The sequence below is a fragment of the Nostoc sp. DedQUE09 genome (assembly GCF_034530915.1).
Lineage (GTDB): Bacteria > Cyanobacteriota > Cyanobacteriia > Cyanobacteriales > Nostocaceae > Nostoc.
Genome location: NZ_JAVRCE010000016.1, coordinates 87,180 through 110,850 on the forward strand (window position 1 = coordinate 87,180; position 23,671 = coordinate 110,850).

At 43.9% G+C, this 23,671-nt stretch carries 17 protein-coding genes; 9 read left to right on the top strand and 8 right to left on the bottom strand.

Annotation, left to right across the window (positions count from 1 at the left end):
* Positions 1-144: 144 nt before the first annotated feature.
* On the bottom strand, positions 145-639 hold the full coding sequence (locus RMY27_RS13080) for a hypothetical protein (protein ID WP_322663775.1): 495 nt from the start codon (positions 637-639) through the stop codon (positions 145-147).
* Between the two features lie 810 nt (positions 640-1,449).
* Between RMY27_RS13080 and aroF the strand changes: the two genes are divergently transcribed.
* Positions 1,450-2,340, top strand: coding sequence for a 3-deoxy-7-phosphoheptulonate synthase (gene aroF, locus RMY27_RS13085; protein WP_322663777.1), 891 nt, complete (start codon positions 1,450-1,452; stop codon positions 2,338-2,340).
* Between the two features lie 497 nt (positions 2,341-2,837).
* Here aroF and RMY27_RS13090 read toward each other — a convergent pair whose 3' ends face one another.
* Positions 2,838-3,998, bottom strand: coding sequence for an LLM class flavin-dependent oxidoreductase (locus RMY27_RS13090; protein ID WP_322663779.1), 1,161 nt, complete (start codon positions 3,996-3,998; stop codon positions 2,838-2,840).
* Positions 3,999-4,228: 230 nt separating this feature from the next.
* Between RMY27_RS13090 and RMY27_RS13095 the strand changes: the two genes are divergently transcribed.
* Both RMY27_RS13095 and RMY27_RS13100 read left to right on the top strand, forming a co-directional pair.
* Positions 4,229-4,369, top strand: coding sequence for a tyrosine-type recombinase/integrase (locus RMY27_RS13095; RefSeq protein ID WP_322663781.1), 141 nt, complete (start codon positions 4,229-4,231; stop codon positions 4,367-4,369).
* Between the two features lie 486 nt (positions 4,370-4,855).
* Positions 4,856-5,158 carry a hypothetical protein gene (locus tag RMY27_RS13100; RefSeq protein WP_322663783.1) on the top strand — a complete coding sequence of 101 codons (303 nt, stop codon included), beginning with the start codon at positions 4,856-4,858 and terminating at the stop codon, positions 5,156-5,158.
* Between the two features lie 93 nt (positions 5,159-5,251).
* Here the strand turns inward: RMY27_RS13100 and RMY27_RS13105 are convergent, their stop codons facing one another.
* The 3 genes from RMY27_RS13105 to RMY27_RS13115 form a co-directional block, all read right to left on the bottom strand.
* Positions 5,252-6,010: a sterol desaturase family protein gene (locus RMY27_RS13105; RefSeq protein ID WP_322663785.1), complete on the bottom strand. Its 759-nt coding sequence runs from the start codon at positions 6,008-6,010 to the stop codon at positions 5,252-5,254.
* Positions 6,011-6,282: 272 nt separating this feature from the next.
* Entirely contained in the window at positions 6,283-6,669 is a 387-nt protein-coding gene (locus tag RMY27_RS13110) for a response regulator (protein ID WP_322663787.1), read from the bottom strand.
* Positions 6,641-9,694, bottom strand: a complete 3,054-nt coding sequence (locus RMY27_RS13115; RefSeq protein WP_322663789.1) for a response regulator — start codon at positions 9,692-9,694, stop codon at positions 6,641-6,643. The genes RMY27_RS13110 and RMY27_RS13115 overlap by 29 nt, the downstream gene beginning before the upstream one ends.
* 804 nt (positions 9,695-10,498) lie before the next feature.
* Between RMY27_RS13115 and RMY27_RS13120 the strand changes: the two genes are divergently transcribed.
* A complete protein-coding gene (locus RMY27_RS13120) occupies positions 10,499-10,903 on the top strand; it encodes an NIL domain-containing protein (RefSeq protein ID WP_094347724.1) in 405 nt (134 codons plus the stop codon).
* Between the two features lie 30 nt (positions 10,904-10,933).
* On the opposite strand, the gene RMY27_RS13125 is transcribed toward RMY27_RS13120, so the two are convergent.
* Entirely contained in the window at positions 10,934-12,001 is a 1,068-nt protein-coding gene (locus tag RMY27_RS13125; RefSeq protein ID WP_322663792.1) for a DUF3616 domain-containing protein, read from the bottom strand.
* Between the two features lie 277 nt (positions 12,002-12,278).
* On the opposite strand from RMY27_RS13125, the gene RMY27_RS13130 reads away from it, so the two are divergent.
* Both RMY27_RS13130 and RMY27_RS13135 read left to right on the top strand, forming a co-directional pair.
* Positions 12,279-13,262, top strand: coding sequence for a CHAD domain-containing protein (locus RMY27_RS13130; RefSeq protein ID WP_322663794.1), 984 nt, complete (start codon positions 12,279-12,281; stop codon positions 13,260-13,262).
* 713 nt (positions 13,263-13,975) lie between these two features.
* Positions 13,976-15,565 carry a B12-binding domain-containing radical SAM protein gene (locus tag RMY27_RS13135; RefSeq protein WP_322663795.1) on the top strand — a complete coding sequence of 530 codons (1,590 nt, stop codon included), beginning with the start codon at positions 13,976-13,978 and terminating at the stop codon, positions 15,563-15,565.
* Positions 15,566-15,811: 246 nt separating this feature from the next.
* On the opposite strand, the gene RMY27_RS13140 is transcribed toward RMY27_RS13135, so the two are convergent.
* On the bottom strand, positions 15,812-17,086 hold the full coding sequence (locus RMY27_RS13140) for a HAMP domain-containing sensor histidine kinase (RefSeq protein ID WP_322663797.1): 1,275 nt from the start codon (positions 17,084-17,086) through the stop codon (positions 15,812-15,814).
* Positions 17,087-17,290: 204 nt separating this feature from the next.
* Positions 17,291-17,965, bottom strand: coding sequence for a response regulator transcription factor (locus tag RMY27_RS13145; RefSeq protein ID WP_322663799.1), 675 nt, complete (start codon positions 17,963-17,965; stop codon positions 17,291-17,293).
* 99 nt (positions 17,966-18,064) lie between these two features.
* On the opposite strand from RMY27_RS13145, the gene RMY27_RS13150 reads away from it, so the two are divergent.
* The 3 genes from RMY27_RS13150 (at position 18,065) to RMY27_RS13160 (ending at position 23,462) form a co-directional block, all read left to right on the top strand.
* Positions 18,065-18,451: a hypothetical protein gene (locus RMY27_RS13150; protein ID WP_322663801.1), complete on the top strand. Its 387-nt coding sequence runs from the start codon at positions 18,065-18,067 to the stop codon at positions 18,449-18,451.
* 205 nt (positions 18,452-18,656) lie between these two features.
* Positions 18,657-20,006, top strand: coding sequence for an efflux RND transporter periplasmic adaptor subunit (locus RMY27_RS13155; protein ID WP_322663803.1), 1,350 nt, complete (start codon positions 18,657-18,659; stop codon positions 20,004-20,006).
* A gap of 282 nt (positions 20,007-20,288) precedes the next feature.
* A complete protein-coding gene (locus tag RMY27_RS13160) occupies positions 20,289-23,462 on the top strand; it encodes an efflux RND transporter permease subunit (RefSeq protein WP_322663805.1) in 3,174 nt (1,057 codons plus the stop codon).
* Positions 23,463-23,671: the final 209 nt, after the last annotated feature.

A 23,671-nucleotide genomic window follows, 5' to 3' on the forward strand; every position in this document is an offset into this window, starting at 1 on the left:
TATTTTGGTGGACAATCAACTTAATTATGAGTGATGGAGTCATTTATACGCTGCATCATTTGTTATGGATTATGGGGCTTTGGGAAAAAGGGGGTAGGAGGCAGGGGGCAGAAGTTTTTTAATTTTTAATTTTTAATTGATTTCTCATCTTCCCATCTCTCCATTTCTCCATCGAGCGATCGCTCGAAAATATGCTGCAATTGGAATCTGATAGACTTCAATATAAATCCAGACAATAATTGATAAATGTGATAAGAAGGTTAATATCGTCCAAATATATGGCATCCAGGTAATGGGTTCCTTCAGATTAGCAGGAAAATAGTAAGCTACTATGCCAATTAGAGTCGTGGGAAGAATTATGAAAACTGCTGCTGCTAATCCATAACCCCAACCTAATTCCACACCTTCCAACTGGCCTTCTGTCCAACTAAACCCATTCCAACGCCAAGTCAAAGGTGGTTGCCTAGAAGGCATCTTGATTTGCTGTTGCTCTAAATTGACTGTAAAAATCTCTTGGCAAAAGTCACAAGCCATAGCTTCCATCAATGGCATGTGAGAAATCTTACCTATTCGACAGACTGGGCAGGGGTAAGCTCCATAGTAGTCGAAAGATTGGGTTAAGATTTTGGAACTGGGCATAATGAGACAGATGATCCTAAAAAATTGATCTGGTGAATGAGAACTTGGGCAATAATGTATGGCGGTTGTCAATTCCCTGCAATAAGCTTTCGTAAGATGAAGTCAGGAGAATTATATATTTTAACTTCTCAATCCTGGCTTTTTCTTCTGAGGTTATATAACTATCGTCATGTCTAATGACAAGCCGCTGTTTTTGTCTACGCAAATAAGCAACTAGTAAAATCAGAACAGGGCGTGATTTTGAATTGTGCAAAGCGTTATTAGTCTTAATCCCCAGAGTTGTACTGAGTCTATCGTTTTTTTATAGTTTGTGCAGGTCTTGACAAAGCCTACTCTTTCTGCTAGCTTTATTTTACATAGGTATATTTTTAAGTTTTCCAGCAAAAAGTCCGCAAATGCTTAACACAAATTCCTACTTTTATTTTTGGTTTAGGGTGGTTCACCGGGGGTGAATTAAGTTTCCTAATGGAAACCGCCCGGTGAACCGCAGAGCAAACTCTGCGGTTTTTGTTTTTTTAAGGAGAATTTCATTGTCATGACTTATTTCATTAGTTGGTTTTATGGCTTTTACTTTTGGCCCAGAATAAATTCCGGGTAAATAGCGTCATGCCAATGAATCAAAACGCGCCCGGAACTTTATAAAGGTTTCGGGCTTTTTTGTTAATAGGGCATTGGGCATGGGGCATGGGAGACAAGAGAGAGATGAGGGGACAAGGTGATAAACAAAACTCCTAACTCTTAACTCAGCACTCAGCACTCAGCACTCAGCACTGTTTTGCCCAATACTTAATTTTTCAGGAAAATATAACCATGATTAATGCCAAACTTGCTGCACAAGCCCATCTCAACCACCAGACAATCGTTAAAATCTCGAAAGAAATCGCTTTCGGCGGTAAAGAACTAGTAATTATTGGCGGGCCCTGCACTGTTGAAAGTTTAGAACAAATGGAGATAGTCGCCCAAAGGCTATCTAATGCATCAGTACAGGGGTTGCGTGGTGGTGTCTACAAACCCCGTACATCTCCCTACGCTTTTCAAGGTATGGGAGAGTCAGGATTAGAGATTTTAGCTAGGGTGCGATCGCATTACAATATGCCAGTTGTCACGGAGGTGATGTCAATTTCTCAAATTGAAGTAGTCGCCGCTCACGCTGATATGCTTCAAGTTGGTAGCCGCAATATGCAAAACTTTGACTTGCTCAAAGCTTTGGGACAAGCTGGTAAACCTATACTGCTCAAACGTGGTTTAGCAGCGACTATTGAAGAATTTGTCATGGCTGCTGAATATATCCTTAGCCACGGGAATCCTGATGTGGTGTTGTGCGAAAGAGGTATTCGCAGTTTCGACGATTACACCCGTAACGTCCTAGATTTAGGGGCAGTGGCAGCACTCAAGCAAATAACTCACTTGCCTGTAATTGTAGATCCTTCCCATGCCGTCGGCAAACGGGAGTTGGTAGCACCTGTAGCTAGGGCTGCGATCGCTTGCGGTGCAGATGGATTAATTATTGAATGTCACCCAGAACCAGAAAAATCTGTTTCTGATGCCCGTCAAGCACTTTCTTTAGAAGATATGGTGCATTTAGTTGATAGTTTAAAGCCTGTAGCTACAGCCGTTGGGCGGAGTATATCAGATGTCGGGGCAGGTTCCAAACCTGACTTTTCACGGCATATGGAAAAGGTTATTTTGAGGGTTTCTTAAACCCTAATTTTTACGTTACCTATTTTCATTAACTTAGAGTTATTGAGAATTAGACTGTGGAAAAAGCCACGCTGTTTCGTGGTTTGAGGACTTACCGTGAAAAGTCAGGGGCGTTGTGGGCGAAGGCTGCGGTGGCGATGGCTTCCGTGGCGGCGAAGTCCGCAGATCGTTTGTGGCGGACGGTGATGGTGAATTTTGGTGTCATACAAATGAGCGAAACGGCATCGCTAACGTGTTCATACAATCAGGCACGAACATCTTGCGTCACGCGAAGCGGTCTAACGCCTGCGTCAGCCGCGCACGCTGACGGGCGTCGGCTGTACGCAATGGTTGGGCTATCCATCAGACCTCTTGCAAAAATATATTTTTGCACTCTTAGGGAAAAGGAAAAAGGTTAAAGGGAAAGGATTTTGAGTTTCTTTACCCTTTTCCCCTGCCCCTTATCCCCTTCAGGGGTCCCACCTTCCCCTTTACCCCGACAAATGCCAAGAAGTCTATCAGACTGAAAATGCCTTACCGTCAGTTTGACCTTTTGGTGTAGTCCCATGCGCGGCCCGATCGATCCGGGGCCAGACCTCGTTCGCCATGAGCTCCATAGAGCGCCGGGCGAGCGCTGGATCGGTCCAGTCGTGGCCCGTGTAGAGCAGTGTGCCGAACGCGCCGACCTCGTTGCGGAATGCAAGAATCTGGTCTGCGACGCTCTGGGGGGTTCCCGCGATTACGAGACGCTCGATGCACCGCTTCGTAGAGAGTTCGGAATCCGGTTGGTCGGGAAAGTCGCGCATGACGTCCAGTGCGCCGGCCTTCGCGAGCTTGGTCCTCATGACGTGGAAGTAGAAGTCGTGCGCGCCGCCCTCGCGATGCACGTAGCGATGTGCCGTGGCCTCGTCATCGGCCACGAAAACGCTGCGCGCCACGCGCCACTCGGAAGCATCGGCACAGAGACCCGCCGATCGCCGTCCTTCCAGGTAGTTCTTAATGTGGGCCCGGACGACGTACGCACCCACGTAGGTCGCCGAGATTCCGGACCAGCCGCGCGCTCCCGCGGCGTGCGGTCCCTGAGCGCCCGGTCGGTTCGAGGTGATGGCGATGGGCGGATGGGGCTCTTGCAGCGGTCGGACAGCGACACCCACTCCGATGTTCCGATCAAGCCAGCGCTCTGTGGTGGTCCGGTAGAACTTGCCTTCGATCCGGTACGGCGGCTCTTCGCTCCAGATCCGGCACATGTGCTCGAGCGCCTCTTGGGTCTTGCGATTTCGGTCCGAGCCCAAATCTCCGATGGCTTCTGCGTCACCGGGAACGCCAGGTCCGACTCCCAGGATCAATCGACCCTGCACCAGGTGATCCACCATCGCAACCTGCGCCGCTACCATCGCCGGGTGGTAGTTGGCGAGTGGAAGCACGCCGGTACCGAAGGTGATCGACGGGCACGCATCGGCGAGATTCGCAATGAAAGCGAGGCTTGATGTGATCGTCTCGGCGGAGTCGACGAGATGCTCGCCGATGAAGGCCTCGCGGTAGCCGAGCCGATCGGCGAGCATTACCGCTTCGCGATCCTCGCAGAGAACGTCCCCATAGGAACGGGACGGCGGGTGGACGGGCTGGATGAAGAATCCGAGCTTCAGGGAATTCTGCATTGAGTCTTTATAGTCGTTCATTCGTTCCGTGCCGCCCAACTACTTATTATACGGAAAGTTTTCGTATAATCTTTTTCTCAATCTTAATATATCAAGCATTACAACGAATTCTTGTCTGAAATATACAGAAAACTTCTATATCAAATTATTGTGCGCGATACAAAGGAAAATGAAAGTCGGGTGACTATGCTACCTGAAAGTATGGCTGAAGAACTAAAGATCCACGTAGTGGAGAAGTTTGTCGTCATCGTTTGCACGAGAGTAGTTTACAAAAAGCGTTAAAACAAGGGGTTCGTCAAGCCAGTATTCAAAAAAAGGTAGGTTGTCATACGTTTCGCCACAGTTTTGCTACCCATTTATTACAAAACGGCTACGACATCCGCACAGTGTAGGCATTACTCGGACACAAGGATGTAAAAACCACAAAGTTAGGGTTTGAGAAACCTTCAAAATAACCTTTTCCACATGCCGTCAAAAGTCAGGTTCCAAACCCGCCCCGATTTTTTGGGCTGCTTAAATTTCAGCTTCAAGCGTAGTTTACCGCCGTAGGCATCGCTTCAATGTCTCAGCCAAAAGATTTATTTTGGGTTGACGGCAAACAGCGATCGCTTTCGTACAATAAACTTGTTACTTCAGCTTTTCCATTTGTTCTCATTCTATATATAAATCTAACTTATCGTTTTAACAAATAAGACTATTTGATTTTATTTTCCAAGTCGTTTTATCCTGAAATCAGTAGATATTTTAACTTTTACTAAATCGCCTAAAGAAGTTTTAGTATACGAGCTTTGAACTTTGAGAACCCAAATAAGGACAGTAACTAAATGCTAGAGCAGCAGATTGATTGCCCCATCAGACCTAAGACAAGCGCGATGATCATGAAACTTTTTCAAATCACTCTAGTGGTCTTAGTACTTTTGCTCAACTTAGCAGTTGCTTTCCCCTCTTGGGCAGACAGTACGCCTTCTTTAACTAGCAATCCTAACTACTTTCAAGTTGGGCAAAAAGTGATTTGGCTTTACAAGCCCCGCGCAGATTCTGGCGATGTCCAAAGAATTCCTGCCGAAATAGTCAAGTTAAGTCCCAAGCAAGTGCAAATCAAGGTGTACAAACATAACAACGAATTTGTCAACCGTTGGGTGAATCCAAACAAGCTTGAGAATTCGACAAAAATTAAATAGTCAGTAGTCATTTGTCCTTTGTGATTACAAAGGACAAATGACTACTGACAGCCAACAGAAAAATATTTCACAAATGATTTAGGACTGGTATAGTTAAAACTCCCTTGTGTGGGTTTCGTTTTCATAATTAGGATCTTCAGTACCGAGTAGTTTGTCCCAAAACGTAAAATACAAACCGTAGTGTACTTTATACTTGCGATGATGTATGGAATGATGCATAGAACCGATAAGCCAGCTTCCAATCCAGTAACTTTTAGATGAGGAGGGAAATAGCTCAAATCCAAGATGAGTAAATACTGCCCATACTGTCATAGTTATCAGTGCGGTAACTAAGGTGACGAAATGCAGCGGAACTATGAAGCTTACACCTACAAAAAAAAGTGCTTGTACGATCGCTTCTGGTAAGTCGAAGGCAGCGGAACTCCAGGGTGTTGGATCTCCTGAACGGTGGTGTCCATAATGCATCCATCTAAAAATTAGAGGATGGTGAAACATCCGATGGATAAAATAAAAGTAAGTATCTTGAAGAATTAGCACTGCAATAAAGCTAACTATTAAATACCACAGTCCATATTTCCAGATGTCACCGTATAAAAGCGTTGCTCCCAAATTATACTCTGAGATCATAAACGCTCCAGAAATAGCAAAAACTACTGTGGATATTACTGATAATTCAATATCCTTTTTAATGGAAGAATTCATCAACGGTTTCAAACGCAAGCTCTTGTTGGCGAGAGACTTTCCCAGAATTAAATAAAAGAGCAAGTATGCTCCGCCAGCAATCAGAAAGTATCGGGCAAGAGTGATACCGAAGAAGAAAAAGCAATAATACCAAAATGAGTGGTTCGTCAATTAGACCCATCCGTAATATTAATTCGGTGAAATCAAAATGCTGATTATGTCGAATTTTTTGGTCTTTATTACCAAAAATAACCAAATTACGATTTAATTTGTTAATCGACAAAATCCACTGCTTATTTTACAACATCAAGTAGTTCAACAAATATATATTTATTAAATTTTATTAATAAAAATTAAACTAATTTTTTTAATACCTAAAAAAACTTTTAAATCACTTTTCTCTAAGTCTACTTTCTATAAATTAATTTGCTATAGATTTTGTTTTACTTTTCTAAACTCCAGCCCAACGCTACGGCTACTTCAGCAGCTAATTCTAGAGGATTGAATGGTTTAGCGATCGCACTAATCATTCCCATCTGATTATAGCGACGGCGATCGGAAGCTTGGATTTTAGCAGTTAAGAAAATTACTGGAATCGTTTTGGTTAATGGATTGGCTTGTAACTTTTCAAATGTAGTGATGCCATCCATCTCTGGCATCATCACATCTAGTAAAATTGCATCTGGTTGGTAAGTCTCAGCTTTAATTATGCCTTCTTGACCAGAACTCGCAGTCACTACTTTCCAGCCTGCGACTGTTTCCAAGCAAATCTTGGCAACTTCTTGAATATATTGCTCGTTATCAACCACTAGAATTTGCTTTGTTGTCATCACTGCTATCCTCTTGTTGATTCAGGGTAATTCCCTGAAGTAACTTCATCACCCGTTGTTCAAATTCCTTGGTAGTCACACGCCCGTTGCTCGAAAATTCTGCATCTGGACTTAGTTGGCTATTTGTAGTTGGCTCGAAACTACTATGAATCATAGGAATGTTGGAAGAGTCATCTAAATCAGTATCTTGGAAAGTCCTAAATAATGGCAGAGTGACGTAAAAAGTGCTGCCTTCACCCAATGTACTTTCAGCCCAGATGCGTCCGCCGTGTTGTTGCATAATGCTCTTGCAAATTGCCAAACCTAAACCAGTTCCATCATGGTTGCGTGAATCTGAAGAGTCAACTTGTTGAAAGCGCTCAAAGACACTCTCAAGTTTGTCTGTTGGGATACCGCGTCCGGTATCTTTAACTGTCAATAAAACTTCATTCCCTTGTTGTTGCGCTCCCAACCAAACCGTAGACCCAGCAGACGAGAATTTAATGGCATTACTCAATAGATTGGTCAATGTTTGGACAATGCGATCGCAATCTGCCAATACTTGACCAGATAGTGTAGAAACAGATACTTTCACACCTGCTTTGTCAGCCAGAGGCTGCATGACATTTACTGCTTGAGTAATTAAGTCAATGATATTGCAAATTTCTGGTTCCATCTTTGCCTTACCCGACTCAATCCGCTCAATGTCTAGGATGTCGTTGATTAAACGTACTAGGCGTTCGCTGCTATCAGTCGCAATTTGCATCAGGCGTTTTCCCTGCTCTGAGTCTGTCGGTAGCAAACCACTAGCTAGCATTCCTAGAGAGCCGTGAATCGAAGTTAAAGGTGTGCGGAGTTCATGGCTAACAACAGAGACAAATTCATCTTTCATGCGTTCAATTAGTTTGCGCTCTGTGATATCTCGTAAAATAACCGTATAAAATATTTCCTCCCCCATCTCTATTTTGGAGATGGAAGCCTCCGCTGGAAATTCAGTACCATCCTTGCGGCGTCCATAGATTTCACGCCGTTCTCCCATCCGACGGGCAACATTGGGAGATTGGCCAAAGTCAACCACATGTTGACGATGCGCTTGAAAAAAACGCAGCGGTAAGAGTAAATCAAGGCCTTGTCCAATCACTTCCTGGGCAGAGTAGCCGAAAATTTTCTCTGCTCCTTGATTAAACAAAGTGATGCTTTGGAACCCGTTAATGGAAATAATTGCATCATCAGCAATATCTAAAATCCGTGCAAATCGGGCTTGAGAAAACCGTAATTCTCCCTGTGTCCGTTGACGTTCATCAAGTTGTGACTGCAACTGTTGATTCACCCGAATTAACTCAGCAGTGCGCTCTGCTACTCGCAATTCCAGTTCACTGATAGCTTGTAAATTGAGAGATGAGGGAGGTAAGGAAGAATTCACTTCCCTATCTTCCCCTGCCCCTCGGTCACTGAGCGTAGCCGAAGTGCTGCTCCTCTGCCCCCCTGCCCCCCTAACTCCCTGCACAACGCGCTGCCGCAATTTCATCCGTTCTAAGCGATTGACGATCCGGGTTACTAGTTCTGGCCCGACAATGGGCTTGCTTACAAAGTCATCAGCACCAACGCTAAAAACTTGATTTACCATCTCGGCATCGCTATGCACAGTGAGGAATAGAATGGGTAACTCACACCAGCGCGAATCGTTGCGTACTAATTGGCAAAGTTCTATACCATTTGTATAAGGCAATTCCACATCCAGAATCAGCATATCTGGTGTAACTACTTCCAAGGTTTCCCAGAACTGACGCGGATCTTCAAGAGCGATCGCCTTCAGTCCCCAAGGACTAAGTAAGGTTTGCAAGAATGCTTGAATTTGCGGATCGTCATCCACAACTAATATTTTAATTTCTGTATATGAGTCATTTTGCAGCGGTTGTGTGACTGTTTCTAAAACTTGTGGGGTTGGTGATGCAGATATTACCGCTGCTTCGTTTCCGTCAATTTCCCGACGTAATAACTTTACCCAACTTTCGAGGTTGCTAATCTCAGATTGACTCAAAGTTTGACCAGAACTCAGTAATAGTTCGATATCACGTGCCAATTTTGAGCCAAGAGGCAAGCCAAAAGTACCTAAAGATCCCGCCAAGGTGTGCGCCTCTTTGGCTGCAAGCGATCGCAAATCGAAATTTAAACTATTTTGGTTTAAAGTTGCGATCGCTTCCTCCAGTACCCTCACCTGCTCGTCTATACGCCCTTGAAATCGTTGCCAAATTTCCGCAACTGCCATTAATGTTTGCTGCTGTGATTTGAGATTGGATACCAAGGATTTTGCACGCTCCTCTGCCCCTTTGCCCCTCTGCTCCTCTGTCCCCCTGCCCTTCTCCTCCTCTGCCCCTGGTTTCAGCCGATAGCCGATACCATAAACTGTTTCAACCAAATCACTGGGCGCTCCTACAGCTTTGAGTTTGTGCCGTAACCCTTTGATATGGGTGCGAACAGCTTCTTCTTGTGGAGTGTCTTCATAACACCAAAGATGTTCTAAAATCATGCCGCAGCTAAACACCCGGCGAGTATTTCGCAAGAATAGTTCTAAAAGAGCATACTCTTTGGGAGTAAGTGGCAGCAGATTTCCAGCATAGACCGCTTCACAGCTACTAGGGTCTAGCCGCAACTGACCATACTCCAGCACAGGTTGCGAGGTTACACCTTTACGACGCAACAGTGCCCGAACACGAGCAATTAACTCTTCTGCGTCAAAGGGTTTAACTACGTAGTCATCTGCACCTGCATCTAGTCCGATCGCTTTCTCATGACTACTATCGCACCCTGTCAATAATAATATTGGCATTTGCAGACCATTAGACCGGATTTTACGACAAAGACTAATGCCATCCAGCTTGGGCAACACTACATCTAGGAGGATTAAATCATAATCGTAAATTTGAATAAAATTCCAAGCAGTATCACCATCAGTAGCAACTTCAACCGCGTAGTTTTGGTTAGTTAAAACGGTGGTAAGTGAGTATGCATTTAATTCATCATCTTCGACAACTAAAATTTTCATGTTAAAAGCTTTCCAAATTAAAATGGATATCACAGATAACAAGCAATTCAATTAAATTGTAAAATTGATATAATATCAATTCAATGCTGGCTGAATTTTAGAGCCTCTTCCAAAAGGTTTATATTTGCGGATCGTACTAATTAATAAATATCAATATTAATTAATTTTAATTAGATTTTTCTAGCTACCTGCTTAGGAGCAGATGGTGTAGTAGAAAGAAATATCTTACAGATGCTAGCTTTATACTACCTTACTTAGAAGTTTTTCTAGTACAGAGAGGCTCATCTCCCGAATTTTAAAGAAGTCGGGGATATTTTTATTCGTAACTCCTACACGAATTGCTTATAGTTTAACGCCATAACACGAAATCCCCAATTTTGTAGGGGTGCAGGACTGTATATTGGTGTCAACGTAAGCTCAAATGGTTATAAAACAAGCATTTTACCCCACCCTAACCCTCCCCTTGCAAAGGAGAGGGAACTAGATTTTCCGGCTTCCCCCCGATACATTGGGGGGATTGAGGGGGGTACTTCGACTTGTGTGTACACCGTCTTGTGAAGGGGAGGGTAAGTTTTGGCTTTAGACAAAACTGGGATGACACGGTAAGTAACCGTAAGTTGACATCTATATACATCTATACGCCCCTACAGCCGATTTATGTGTGTAAAGATTTTTGGAAATAGCGCTATGTATGTTGAGGTAGGAGCAATGTCTTTCTCTTGCCTTGCGTTGTGCAACTTACCGTAGGAGAGAACTGATAAAACTCTCAATACGCTACAACAGAAAAAACCCTCTGCTAAACCTGTGAAAAAACGAGTAACACTCACCTTCCCAAAACGCGCCGTGCAAATGCCAGTCACTTACGTACTGGCTAAAGAGTTCAACGTCGCTGCTAATATTATCCGCGCCCAAGTTGCCCCAAATCAAATTGGCAAGCTGGTAGTGGAATTATCGGGAGATATCGATCAATTAGATGCGGCGATCGAGTGGATGCGATCGCGTAATGTTAATGTTTCTTCGACATTAGGCGAAATTGCGATCGACGAGGATGTGTGTGTCCACTGTGGCTTGTGTACTGGGGTTTGTCCTACCGAAGCCCTCACCCTCCAGCCAGAGACGTACAAGTTGACATTCACGCGATCGCGCTGTATCGTCTGCGAACAGTGTATTCCCACCTGTCCCGTACAAGCAATTTCTACTAACATTTAACAATGTAAAATCCAAAATCCAAAATTGAAGTTAGCCCAACTTAAACACATCCGCCATTACACCATCATCACCCACCAGCCTACTTTTTGCTGGAGAGTCATAAACTACCAATAGCGAAGGTATATCAGCTACATCCTGAAACAGCGTCATTCCCTCAGCATGATCTTCCCGATTCCCATAAGGAATATCTTGCACAAAATCGGGATTGCTGAAGACATTTTCTCGCAAATTCACACCATTTACCCAGCGATAAACTTGCACGGGGCCATCTAAATCCATCGTTGGCCCAGCTAAAATCAACAAGTCTTTATCATCTACATACAAATCCCGAATTCCCAAACCATTCAACCAGATAAAATGCTTTTTATATAACTCCTGCAATTCTCCAATTTGCTTTAGTTTCATCAGTCCAGAAGTAGAATCTTCTAACTCTATTTCCAGCACCATAGCCCAACCCCGCAATACAGGCCCGCGCAAACCCAGAAAAACGCGGTTTTGATAAATACTTATTCCTTCAATATCAAAGCCATTATCCTTTCCGGGAATTGCTGCCTGAATAAATAAGCCTAAATGATCGTCATTTGCTAAAGCTGTCATCAGCAAGTTACCTTGATTCGTCACCTCTAATTTAGCGGCATTCAATTGCACATCTGGCTTTTCGGGGTGTGGGCAAGATGAGAATAGCTTACCGTCTATCAGAGGAATTCGTCCTAAAACGTAACGGTTAGGTTCTGATTCAATTTTTCCGAGCCTTTTAAAGTTTTTGGCGTCTGTATTTTCAGGTTTGAATTTTTTGCGTTTGTAGCTGTGAGAACCAACAAACCATAAGTAATTATCAGTATAAGTCAGTCCTTCTATATCTATTTCTTTGTCTTCTGGTGCAGGTAAATTAATATATTCTGCTACACGAAATTGTTGATGATCTGTAAATTTATCAGTGTCAACCAAAGAGAGACGCTCAATAGTAGAAGTTTCATCTGAGCCTAACCATAAATACTTATCATGTGTTAGCAGTACTGCTGATAAGTTTTCTCTATGTTCTTTAAAAGAATCTGTAAAAGTCAATAAAACTTGATTTAGTAAATGTAAGTTTGGCATTTTAAATTATATTGAGGAGTTGTAAAAATATTAGCTATAGCATTATATTATATAAGATATTTATCTTAAAGCTATAGTCCATATCAAATTGACGGCGTAAATCTGCTATTTGAACCTTTGATAGATATTGCATATTTCTCAAATAGGATACAACTATCAATAGTTATAACCTTATCTGACAATCCTCATTGCATAAAAAATATCAGAAGTAGATGCAAATTTTTAAATAATATTGTTATTATGCAATAACCTCATGAGGTAATCATTCAGACCTATTATGACATTAGCCACACAACCCACAGTAAAAACTCTCGGTGACTACGCCTACCAAGCGATTGAAAAACACTTTAAGAAAACCTTTAAGTGGGAAAAATCAGTTAAGAAAGATGAAGATCCAGAAGCGCTACATCAAATGCGAGTGGGAATGCGCCGCCTACGGACAGCGGTAACTCGGTTTGGGCTAGCGGTAGATATGCCGAAACCAGTCAGCGATAAAAATATTGGTAAAATAGCCCGTCGTCTTGGTAATCTGCGAGATTTAGACGTACTCAAAGAAAGTTTGGAAAACAATTACAAACCAAATTTACCTCGTAAAGAGCAGGAATCTCTAAAAACAGCTTTTATAGCTTTGGATAAACAACGTGAAGATGTAGAATCGAGTGTGCAGAAAACATTAAACGATGAATCTTACAAGTCTCTCAAAGATGCATTGGATAAGTGGTTAGAGAAACCCAGTTATCAACCTTTGGCATCTGTTTCGATTCAGCAAGTGTTACCAGACTTACTTTTGCCAGAAGTGAGTAACTTCTTACTGCATCCGGGCTGGCTAATTGGTACTGAAGTTGTAGAATCAGAAGTGAAGATCCAAAAAAACTGGAAACCGAAAAAGATAGAAAAACAATTGACAACAGAAGGTGAAAGTCTTCATAGTTTGCGAAAAGAAGCTAAACGTATACGCTATCTAATGGAATTATTTACTGACTTATATGGCGAGTCTTACGAAGCTTATATTACAGAAGTAAAAAATATCCAAGAAATTTTGGGTACGATGCAAGATAGTGCTGTTTTAACTGACTGGCTTACAGATGTATACAAGTCAGAAATTCAGACTCAGTTACCCACCTTTGCTAATTTGTTAACTGAAAATCGTTACCAGTCGTGGCAGCAATGGCAACCTTTGCAAGAACGGTATCTGAAAACTGAAACCAGACATAGTTTTCATTTAACAATACTGCACCCGCTTTCAGGAGTAATCAGTTAAAAATTATTCTTGATTGAGAAAGGATTAGACTAACGAACAGATAATTGAATAGAAGCTTCTAGAGACAAAAATAAACACTGCTCTGGGGAATTTGTACAATACGGATCTTTTCGGGGGAACCCAAACCTGAAATTAGTCTAATAATGCTTTCTGGAATTACTCTTTGCTCAATTTGTCTGGAGAGTACCTTGGCTGAAAAAGTTCCCAGCCGGAGGCTGGGAATGCCAATTAATGGGCTGCTGCTTGCTGCCTCCTGAATTAGCGGCAGAGTCGGAATGAAAGAGCATTTTCCGTTTTACCCGAAAACTAGATTTTAAAATGATCCAGGGATAAAAAAGACGGGTTGCAGCCCGTCTAAATAGCTTGAAAGTGCAAATACACCTTGTATAGTATTGAAAATAACACAGTTAATTTTCTTAGAGTTGCCAATTTGCCAAGTCACAAAAATAACAGGTTAATGCAAGAGACGCAATGAATCGCGTCTTTACGATCTAAATTTTGATCAAAAAATCTTAACCAAGAAATCAGAGTTTGAGAGATATTTTGCGTAAGTTCTATAATAATCGCTCTCACAAGATATTGCTTTGTCTAAATCAGTCATAGTATAAGTTACAACTAGTGGATATAGAAGCTCCTCTAATGTGTTATCACCACTGGTTTAGTTTGACATGAACTCAACCACCAACGAAAATCAAAGTTTATAAGCATCAAATATGAACGTTTTACTTCTATACCCTCGCTTTCCAAAAAGTTTTTGGTCTTTTGAAAAAACATTGGCTTTATTAGACCGTAAAGCAATGCTACCGCCTTTAGGCTTGGTAACTGTAGCAGCGATTTTACCGCAAGAATGGAATTTTAAGCTAGTAGATCGAAATGTTCGCGTCTGTACAGAAGCGGAATGGGCTTGGGCAGATTTGGTTATTATGTCGGCGATGATTGTGCAAAAAGAAGATTTGCTCTCTCAGATATTGGAAGCAAAGCAGAGAGGTAAGCAGGTAGCTGTGGGTGGCCCCTTCCCGACAGCGCTACCAGATGAAATGACATCCGCCGGAGCAGATTACCTGATATTGGACGAAGGGGAAATTACCCTACCCTTATTTGTAGCAGCGATCGCACGCGGCGATCGCACAGGCATCTTTCGCTCTGGCGGTGAAAAACCCGATGTCACCAACACTCCAACTCCTCGCTTTGACTTGCTAGAGTTTGAAGCTTATGCAGAGATGTCGGTGCAATTTTCCCGTGGATGCCCCTTTCAATGTGAATTCTGCGACATTATTGTGCTATATGGTCGCAAACCTCGCACCAAAACCCCAGAGCAACTTTTAGCAGAACTTGATTGTCTCTACAAACTGGGTTGGCGGCGCAGTATTTTTATGGTAGATGACAACTTCATCGGTAATAAGCGGAATGTCAAATTATTTTTGAAGTCTCTTCTACCCTGGATGGTAGAACATAACTATCCCTTTTCCTTTGCCACAGAGGCTTCAGTTGATTTAGCTCAAGATCAAGAACTGATGGATTTGATGGTAGCGTGTAATTTTGGAGCCGTTTTTCTGGGAATTGAAACCCCCGACGAAGAAAGTCTCACTTTCACACAGAAATACCAGAATACGCGAGACTCACTTAGCGAAGCGGTAAATAAAATTACCCGCTCCGGGCTGCGAGTCATGGCAGGCTTTATCATTGGATTTGATGGCGAAAAGGCAGGTGCAGGCGCACGAATTGTCAAATTTGTCGAGCAAACAGCAATTCCTACAGCCTTATTTAGTATGTTGCAAGCGCTTCCAGATACAGCACTTTGGCATAGATTAGAAAAGGAAGGACGACTCCGCAATAAATCTGCCAACATCAACCAAACCACGTTGATGAACTTTGTGCCAACTCGACCGTTAGAAGACATTGCTCGTGAATATGTGCAAGCATTCTGTGATTTGTATGAGCCAGAGCGGTTTTTGGAGCGTACATACAAACACTTCCGGCTTTTGGGCGAAGCAACCTACCCGAAAAAAGGCAAAGCTGCCAAGAAACCATTGAACTGGAAAGTACTCCGAGCGTTTCTGATTATTTGTTGGCGTCAAGGTGTACGTCGTCAAACACGCTGGCAATTCTGGCGCAATTTGTGGAGTATGTACCAGCATAATCCGGGTGGAGTGAGTAGCTACTTAGCTGTTTGTGCCCAAATTGAGCATTTCTTGGAATATCGCCAAATTGTCCGAGATCAAATTGAGGCTCAAGTAACTGAATTTCTGGAAGCAGAAGCTAGGGTAAAACCGGAAGCAGAAGTGATGGAAGTATACTCATAGCATTTAGAGTAAGGGCTTCAGACTTCCATTAAATGCCTCTTTCAACAACAGATGCGATCGCTTTCCCAATCACACCAGGAGATAGTCTTTATACCTCTTGCAAAGTCCCTAACACCCCACCCCCAACCCCTCCCCGCAAGCGGGGAAGGGAGACAAAGCCTAGCTTTGGTGGGGTGGGGTTCTTTCTTCTTTTTGATTTATGCAAGAGGTCAACATTTGCCAGAGTGAAAGCTTGAATTATTTTTGTCAAAGTTTTAGGGGAAGGCTAATTTGAAAGGTGGAGCCTTGACCTAGAATACTATTTACAGTAATCTGTCCTCCGTATCGTTGCACAATTTGTTGAGCGATCGCAAGTCCAAGTCCAAAGCCGCCTGTTTGCCGAGATCGGACAGTATCTACACGATAAAAACGATCAAATATATGTGGCAAATCAGTGGAGGGAATGCCAATCCCATTGTCTTTGACCTGAATTACCGCAGAGTGAGACTGAGTAAAAAGATATAATTCTACCTTTCCATCTGCTGATGTGTACTTGAAGGCATTAGTCAGTAGATTAATCACAGCTTGTTTGAGCAAATTAGCATCAGCTTTTAACATGATGGGATGCTCTGGAAGGTGAGCATTGAAATTGAGATTTTGGGCAGGAGCAAGGGCTGCGAACTCCTGAGCAAGCGATCGCAATATTTCACACAAATCAATAGGTTTTAATCCGGTTTCCGCAAGGGAGCCATTATGACGCGACAAAAAAAGCAGATCGTTGATCAACGTACTCATGGACTTAGCAGTTTGGACGATATTTTGCAACCGCAATCTTTGCTCCACGGGGTCTTCGGGAGGCATCAGAGCAACTTGGGCATTGCTTAATACCGTAGCAACGGGTGCGCGTAATTCATGAGAAGCATCGGCTGTAAATTGCTGCAATTGCTGATAAGCACGGAGGCTTGGCCGCATTGCCAATCCGCCCAAAAACCAGCCTGTAATGCCTATTACACCAAAGGTAACAGGAACCCCGAAAGTTAAAAACAAGCGGGCTTGGTTTAGTCCAACGCGTAAAGAGTTCATTGGAACTGCCGTTTGGAAATAGCCAATCACCACCTTACCTTCCAAAACAGGAAGTGTAACTTGGCGAACCCAGGTTCTTGTACTAGATGATTCTGAGTCTATTGGTGCTTCTACTGTTTGAAAGCCAGGTTTTGCAGTCAACTGTTTGCCACCCGATGAACCGATAAACTGCAAAAGTTGTTTATTAGAGTTATACCACCGTGCATACATTAACCCGCCATTCAAGGATGCATCACTTTCTACAGGAGTCTGGCCGCGCTGATTTTGCCATTGACTTTGATAAAGCGAGTATTGGGTTTTGACGGCAAAGGCTTTACTTTCTGAAAAGAGTTCGTCGTCAAAAACCCGCAACTGTTCTTCGACACTCAGACAATAGCCCACCCCTGCAAAAGCGAACAAAATTCCACCCATTGACAGGGCAAACCAGTGAGCGAGATTACGACGGCTATGATCAAACATTAGTCATTAGTCATTAGTCACTAGTCATTTGTCATTTGTCATTAGTTTCCTCCCCTGCCCCCGGTTACTGAGCGTAGCCGAAGTGCTGCTCCTCTGCTCCTCTGCTCCTCTGCTCCTCTGCTCCTCTGCTCCTCTGCTCCTCTGCTCCCCTGCCCCTCGGTCACTGAGCGTAGCCGAAGTGCTGCCCCCCTGCCTCCTAACGACTTAGAAAGGCGGATTTATTCGATAGCCCATCCGATGCACTGTTTCTATCCAATCTTTCACGCCAATGGTTTGTAGGCGCTGGCGTAAGCGGCGAACTAAAGTAGTCACTGCGTTACTTTCTGGTTCCTCTCCCCAACTCCAAAGGGCTTGCTCAATCTGGCTATGAGATAATACTTGGCGGGGATGACGCATTAAATACTCCATCAATTGAAACTCCCGGCTAGAAAGTTGAGTTGTCAATGAACCAAGTTCGAGCGTCAAACTGGATAAATGAAGTTGCAAATTGCCCAAGCTAAGTATATCTCCTTGCCACATAGGCGATCGCCTTCCTAGTGCCCGGACTCTTGCCAATAACTCCAGGACATCCACAGGCTTTACTAAGTAATCATCGGCTCCAGCATCTAAACCCATTACTTTATCTAAAACCGTGTCTTTCGCCGTCAGCATCAATACAGGAGCCAGCTTACCTGCTCGTCGAAATACTTGACACAATTCTACGCCACTCACTTTAGGCAACATCCAATCTAAAATCAGCAAGTCATAGTCTTTGCGAAAGGCAAACCATTGTGCTGTTTCCCCATCAGCGAGCGCATCGACTGTATGCCCCACCTTTAATAAGGCTGCCCGCAGTGGCTCTAACTGCGATGGGTCATCTTCGACTAGTAAGATCAACATCCTATTTGCTCAGGTTGCCGTAATTTTTGCTTGCTAATTTTAGATTAAGCTAAAAGGATGACGCAAAAGTGACGGGAAACACTCAACCTTATACCTTCCATGCAGCAACTCCAACTTTTTCAAGTGTTGCGATCGTTAGGCTTTGTGTTTTGGTTGTCCTTGCCGTTGATTGGGTTAGTTTTTTGGCTGGGGAGCGGTTTTGTCGGAGATCGGATTTTAAGTCGCTCCAATCTCACCAAAAAATATCTGCTAGCAGATACCCAATCGGCACGACAGATTATGAAAAGGATAGTAGCAATCAAAGTGGAAATTCTCCCCAAAAAAGGAATTTCACGGGTGAACGTTAAAACCAACAACTCAGTTCTCACAAGGATAGTATTTGAATTTCCAATCACAGATATAAGTAAACTTGAAATCGCTCTTAGTCAAGAGTTAGGCTTACCGCGCGATCGTGTTAAAGAACTAATAGTTGAGTCGAAGCAGTAGAAAACTTTTTGACCAATTGACAAATGACCAATGACTAACCTTGACATTTCTTTGTCATATTTATCCAATAAACTACAGAAAAGGTAACTTAAATTTACTTTTACCTAAATAATTGATTGTTGATAGCGAACATTGGACTATTCATTGTTCACTTTCAACGGTTGATAGTTAGCCCTCAAACCTCAGCAGCTCACCGTTAATCGCTATGGATACTTCTGAAAATCAAGTTTCAACGGTTGAAACCCAATCAGATAGTTCTGTGCCTTCTGAGTTAGCACCTACTCGTTCGCGTAAACCTTGGTTCTGGAGATTGCTGATTTTATTTTTGGCAACCGGTGGCATTATCCTCTGGCGGATGCTCGCTCCTGGTGGCGCACCACGCTCCTCGGTTGCACAACAACAAGGGCCACCCCCAAAAGCAATTGAAACAATCTCCCTCGCAACAGGAAATGCTACAAGAAGTGTCCAGTTGTTGGGACAAGTAGAAGCCACTCAGCAGTCAACAATCCGCGCTCAAACTGGTGGAATTGTCAAGCAAATTTCAGTGCAACCAGGCGATCGCGTGAAAATAGGGATGGCGATCGCTTTACTGGATGATACCGATCAGCAATTGGCAATTAGCCAAGCACGAGCGCAACTGGCACAACAACGGAGCAATCTGGCACGTTTGGAGGTTGGTACTCGAAAAGAAATCATTGCTCAACGTCAAGCGGCTGTCACATCTGCGAAGGCGCGAGAACTGGAAGCACAGGATAACCTGAAACGGACTAGCAATCTTGTTAAAGAGGGCGCTTTATCTCAAAGAGTGCTAGTGGAAGCTCAAGCACAATTAAATAACATCCAAGGAGAACGGTTAGAAGCCGAGGCAGAACTTGCCGAAGCTAAAGCTGGGCCGATTCAAGAAGAAATTGCCGCTCAACGGGCAAATGTAGAAGCAGCTAAAGCCACCTTAGCTCAAGCAGAATTAGCAAAACAGCGAACTCGGATTTTGGCATCGGAATCGGGAATAGTGCAAACTCGCCATATCAGCAATGGCGATTTAGTCCAAACTTCTGGTCAAATTGTCACCTTAGTAGCAGGCGATCGCTTCGATATTTTCCTAGAGTTACCCGAAGAACTCAGTGGTAAAGTTACCCCAGGTATGACAATCGATCTCACAACTCGCGCCCTACCGCAATGGAAACAACGCGCCACTATTACTGCTGTAGTCCCTTCTGCCGATACTGCCTCCCGTCGTCAGCGTGTGCGTGTCCAAATTAACAAACCACCATCAGGATTAATACCTGGAATGGCGATCGCAGGCAACCTAAATATGCCCTCGAACCGCTCTAGCTTTGTGGTATCACGAGATGCATTAACCAGAAGGCAAAACGAGTGGCTAGTTTTTGCAGTTGCTGACGGCAAAGCTAAACAAATTCCAGTCGAGATGGTTTCTGACATGGGTAAAAATGTCGCAATTTATCATCCCACTTTACGCACTGGTCAACGCATTGTGCTACGTGGCGGTGATGGATTGCAAGATGGTGCGCCTGTAAAGATAGTTGATCCAACTTAAAACATAACCCGATGTGCGACTTATTCTTGAAACCCCTCTCCAAACCTCTCCCCGAAACGGAGAGAGGCTTTGATTCTTGCTCCCCTTCCCTGGTAGGGAAGGGGTTGGGGGTTAGGTCTGAGAGAAAGTCGCACACGGCGTAACATAGGTTGCACCACACTTCCATAGACTTCTTGCAGAAGTCGGTTAAAGAGGAAGAATCGTCTCTTTCTCCTTTAACCTTTCCTTCTTAAAAAGACTGCAAACCCAGTTTAAATATGAATTTCTGAATTACTAACTAATATGAATTTTATTGAAACCGCTGTTCGTTGGCGACATGGAACTTTTGTTTTGTTTTGCTTGGTAGGAATGTTTGGGGTGTTCTCCCTACTAAAGTTACCCCTAGAATTGCAACCGGGAGGCGATCGCCCGGAAATTACGATCACAACTACCTATCCGGGCGCAGGGCCAACAGAAGTAGAAGACCTGATTACCCGCCCCATCGAAGAACAGATGCAAGAGGTACTGGGTGTCCAAGAAATTAGCAGTACTTCTCGTGCTGGACGCAGCAGCATTACCTTAGAATTTGCTCAGGATGCCAACGCCAGAGAACGGATGATAGATGTTCTCAACCGCTTGCAACAGGTAGAAAGCTTGCCTCCAGAAGCGCAGGAATCGAATGTAGAACTGGTGGGTGGTAACAGTTCACCGATGATGTGGATTCCCTTTGATACCAAAGAAGGATTTCAACCAGATGCAGATCGTTATCGGGATTTAGCGGACGAAGTAGTGATTCCGCGTTTGCGGCGAGTCGAAGGAACTGGGCAGTTTTTGTTAGTGGGTGGACAAGAACGAGAAGTCGAGGTGAAGGTTGATCCGAAAGCATTAAGCGATCGCAACCTCGCAATTGGCGATGTAGTAAGAGTTCTTCAGGAAAACAACCGCGATATTCGGGGTGGGCCATTAATTCTCGGACGACGGGAATATCGAGTCCGCACAATCAGCCGATCGCAAGATTTATCGCAAATTGAAGGCTTTGTCCTACGACGCGACCAATCGGGCACAGTTTACTTGCGAGATGTAGCAATTGTCCAGATGGGACGCAAACCGCAAGATAGTGCGTTAATGTTCAACGGCAAATCTGCGGTGGCGATAGGTGTGATTCGTCAAATTGGGGCGAATGTGCCTGAAGTTGCCAAAGGTGTCCGGGCGGAAATTGCAGCATTGCAAACTGAGTTCGACAGGGAAAACCAAGGAATTCGCTTTGTCTACAACTACGATGAAAGCGAATATATTAACCAATCTGTGGCTTTCGTTCAAGAGAACTTGGTTAGTGGTGGATTGCTAGCAATCATTGTCTTGTTGCTATTCCTGGGTTCGATGCGAACCGTTGCTGTAGTTGCCATAACTATTCCTATTGGCACAATTGCTGTATTCATTGTTATGTCTGCATTTGGACGAACATTGAACATCATCAGTTTGGCAGGACTTGCGTTTTCTGTGGGTATGGTAGTGGATAACTCAATTGTTGTCATTGAGAATGTCTTTACCCACATGCAGCAAGGCAAAAACGCACTTCGGGCAGCAATCGATGGCACTCAGGAAGTCTGGGGCGCAATGCTCGGTTCTACTTTGAGTAACATAGTCGTGTTTGTCCCCCTGTTAATGGTGACGGGTGAAGCAGGACAACTCTACACCGATATGGCGATCACTCTTTCTGCCTCTTCTCTATTCTCGCTATTTGCGGCATTAACTTTAGTACCAATGCTATCGGGATTGTTCCTGAAACAATCAGAAGCGATGCAAATGATGGAGGGTGGAGAATATCGGGGCGGTAATTGGTTTGAGCGCATGGTGGCCAAAACTTCTGCGGTGTTTCGTCATTTCCAAGGCAAACTAGAAAACTTTCTCGCTGCTACCGTTAGTTGGTCACTGGGACGTAGGCATATTCGTCGCAGATTAGTTGTGCTGTCGATTCCGATTGTTTTATTAGTGGCTAGTATTTTTCTCTTACCACCTGCCGATTATCTACCCGAAGGAAATCGTAACTTAGTTGTTTTGCGAGCAGAACCTTTGCCGGGAACTAGTATTCCCGAAGCGATTCGGCAATCTGAAGTTGTACAGAAATTTCTGCGATCGCAACCAGAAGTTGAGCGCATCATGTATGTTGACCGTCCAGGGGCGCTACGCGGGATTGCAACTATCTTAAAACCAGAATTTGCCACGACTACGGGACTCGCTGACATGGTGGATCGGTTACGCGCCCAAAGCAGTAACTTTCCTGGATACCGTTTTGTGATCCCAACACGGATTTCTATATTCCGCGATCCGGGTAAAGAATTTGAAGTGGATATTGTTGGGGCTGACTTAAATCAGATTGGTGATTTAGAAAAGCAAATTACCGGAAAATTGCGATCGCTTCCAGGGGTTCAGAATGTGCGCTCAAACTTTGTATTGGGTGCAGGAGAATTACAAGTGATTCCCAACCGCGAACGCATGGCGGAAGTGGGACTTTCGGAAGCGGAAATTGGTTCGATGGTAGAAGCAGCATTGGGTGGTAAAGTTGCCTCCGATTACATTGACGGCAAAGAAGAATTAGATGTCTCAGTGGAACTCCAAAATGCTGCTGTGGAAACGCCAGAGCAGTTGCGCCAATTACCCTTGTATGCGCGGGGACGACAAGTACAACTTGGCGATATTGCCGAAGTTCGTGAAACAACGGGAGCCGATGCCATTAACCACGTTGATTTAGAGCGTTCAATTAGTCTCACTGTTTCCCTTGCACCAGATGCCCCCCTTGCTACCCTGGTAGAACGTACCGAAGCAGAAATTCTCGCTCCTCTGCGTGCCAGTTTACCAACAGGCTATCGACTAGAACTGTCAGGTTCAGCAGATCAGTTAGCAACAACTGTTGGCCAATTAGCTGCTGCCTTTGTATTTTCGATTTTGATTACTTACTTGTTACTGGTAGCGTTGTATCGCTCATTCCTTTACCCAGTGGTGATTATGGCAACAGTACCGATGGGTATGAGTGGCGCACTATTGAGCTTAGTGATTGCCAACCTAATTCCGGGAATGAATGTGGCATTGGATATGATTACAGCCTTGGGATTTGTGATCCTTACAGGTGTGGTTGTTAACAACGCCATTCTACTAGTTGATCGCGCCTTGCAACTCCAGCAAGCAGGTGAGGATTATGATGCATCCTTATATAATGCGACAAGTGATCGCTTACGTGCCATTTTCATGTCTGCCGGAACTAGCGTTTTGGGGATGTTACCGCTAGCAGTTCTACCAGGACAGGGTTCAGAGCTATATCAAGGGTTAGGCATTGTTTTAACAGGTGGTCTGGCTTTTTCTACTATTTTGACACCTACTGTTGTACCTGCACTTATGGGTTTACTGTACGATCTTTCTGGACGTAAATCGCCGCGATCGTCAACTGCAAAAAAGCCGGACAAACTAGCTACTAACTAGGATGTTGACCTTGTGAGACATTAGTTGCACAGTATTAGTTACTAAAATGACACAGCAAGGATAAAAAATTATGCTGGAGTCATATCATGTCCGCTTGATTGCTTATTAAACCCGAAGAACCCCACCCCGCCAAAGCTGTGCTTTGTCTCCCCTCCCCGCCTGCGGGGAGGGGTTGGGGGTGGGGTTCTTTTATTATGGGTAATTTGGCG

What these genes read in the sequence shown, in the direction of transcription:
- RMY27_RS13080 (WP_322663775.1), bottom strand. Translation starts at nt 639, where the DNA reads ATGCCCAGTTCCAAAATCTTAACCCAATCTTTCGACTACTATGGAGCT.
- RMY27_RS13160 (WP_322663805.1), top strand. Translation starts at nt 20,289, where the DNA reads ATGAATTTTATTGAAACCGCTGTTCGTTGGCGACATGGAACTTTTGTT.
- aroF (WP_322663777.1), top strand. Translation starts at nt 1,450, where the DNA reads ATGATTAATGCCAAACTTGCTGCACAAGCCCATCTCAACCACCAGACA.
- RMY27_RS13155 (WP_322663803.1), top strand. Translation starts at nt 18,657, where the DNA reads ATGGATACTTCTGAAAATCAAGTTTCAACGGTTGAAACCCAATCAGAT.
- RMY27_RS13140 (WP_322663797.1), bottom strand. Translation starts at nt 17,086, where the DNA reads ATGTTTGATCATAGCCGTCGTAATCTCGCTCACTGGTTTGCCCTGTCA.
- RMY27_RS13150 (WP_322663801.1), top strand. Translation starts at nt 18,065, where the DNA reads ATGCAGCAACTCCAACTTTTTCAAGTGTTGCGATCGTTAGGCTTTGTG.
- RMY27_RS13145 (WP_322663799.1), bottom strand. Translation starts at nt 17,965, where the DNA reads ATGTTGATCTTACTAGTCGAAGATGACCCATCGCAGTTAGAGCCACTG.
- RMY27_RS13135 (WP_322663795.1), top strand. Translation starts at nt 13,976, where the DNA reads ATGAACGTTTTACTTCTATACCCTCGCTTTCCAAAAAGTTTTTGGTCT.
- RMY27_RS13115 (WP_322663789.1), bottom strand. Translation starts at nt 9,694, where the DNA reads ATGAAAATTTTAGTTGTCGAAGATGATGAATTAAATGCATACTCACTT.
- RMY27_RS13125 (WP_322663792.1), bottom strand. Translation starts at nt 12,001, where the DNA reads ATGCCAAACTTACATTTACTAAATCAAGTTTTATTGACTTTTACAGAT.
- RMY27_RS13130 (WP_322663794.1), top strand. Translation starts at nt 12,279, where the DNA reads ATGACATTAGCCACACAACCCACAGTAAAAACTCTCGGTGACTACGCC.
- RMY27_RS13100 (WP_322663783.1), top strand. Translation starts at nt 4,856, where the DNA reads ATGAAACTTTTTCAAATCACTCTAGTGGTCTTAGTACTTTTGCTCAAC.
- RMY27_RS13110 (WP_322663787.1), bottom strand. Translation starts at nt 6,669, where the DNA reads ATGACAACAAAGCAAATTCTAGTGGTTGATAACGAGCAATATATTCAA.
- RMY27_RS13090 (WP_322663779.1), bottom strand. Translation starts at nt 3,998, where the DNA reads ATGAACGACTATAAAGACTCAATGCAGAATTCCCTGAAGCTCGGATTC.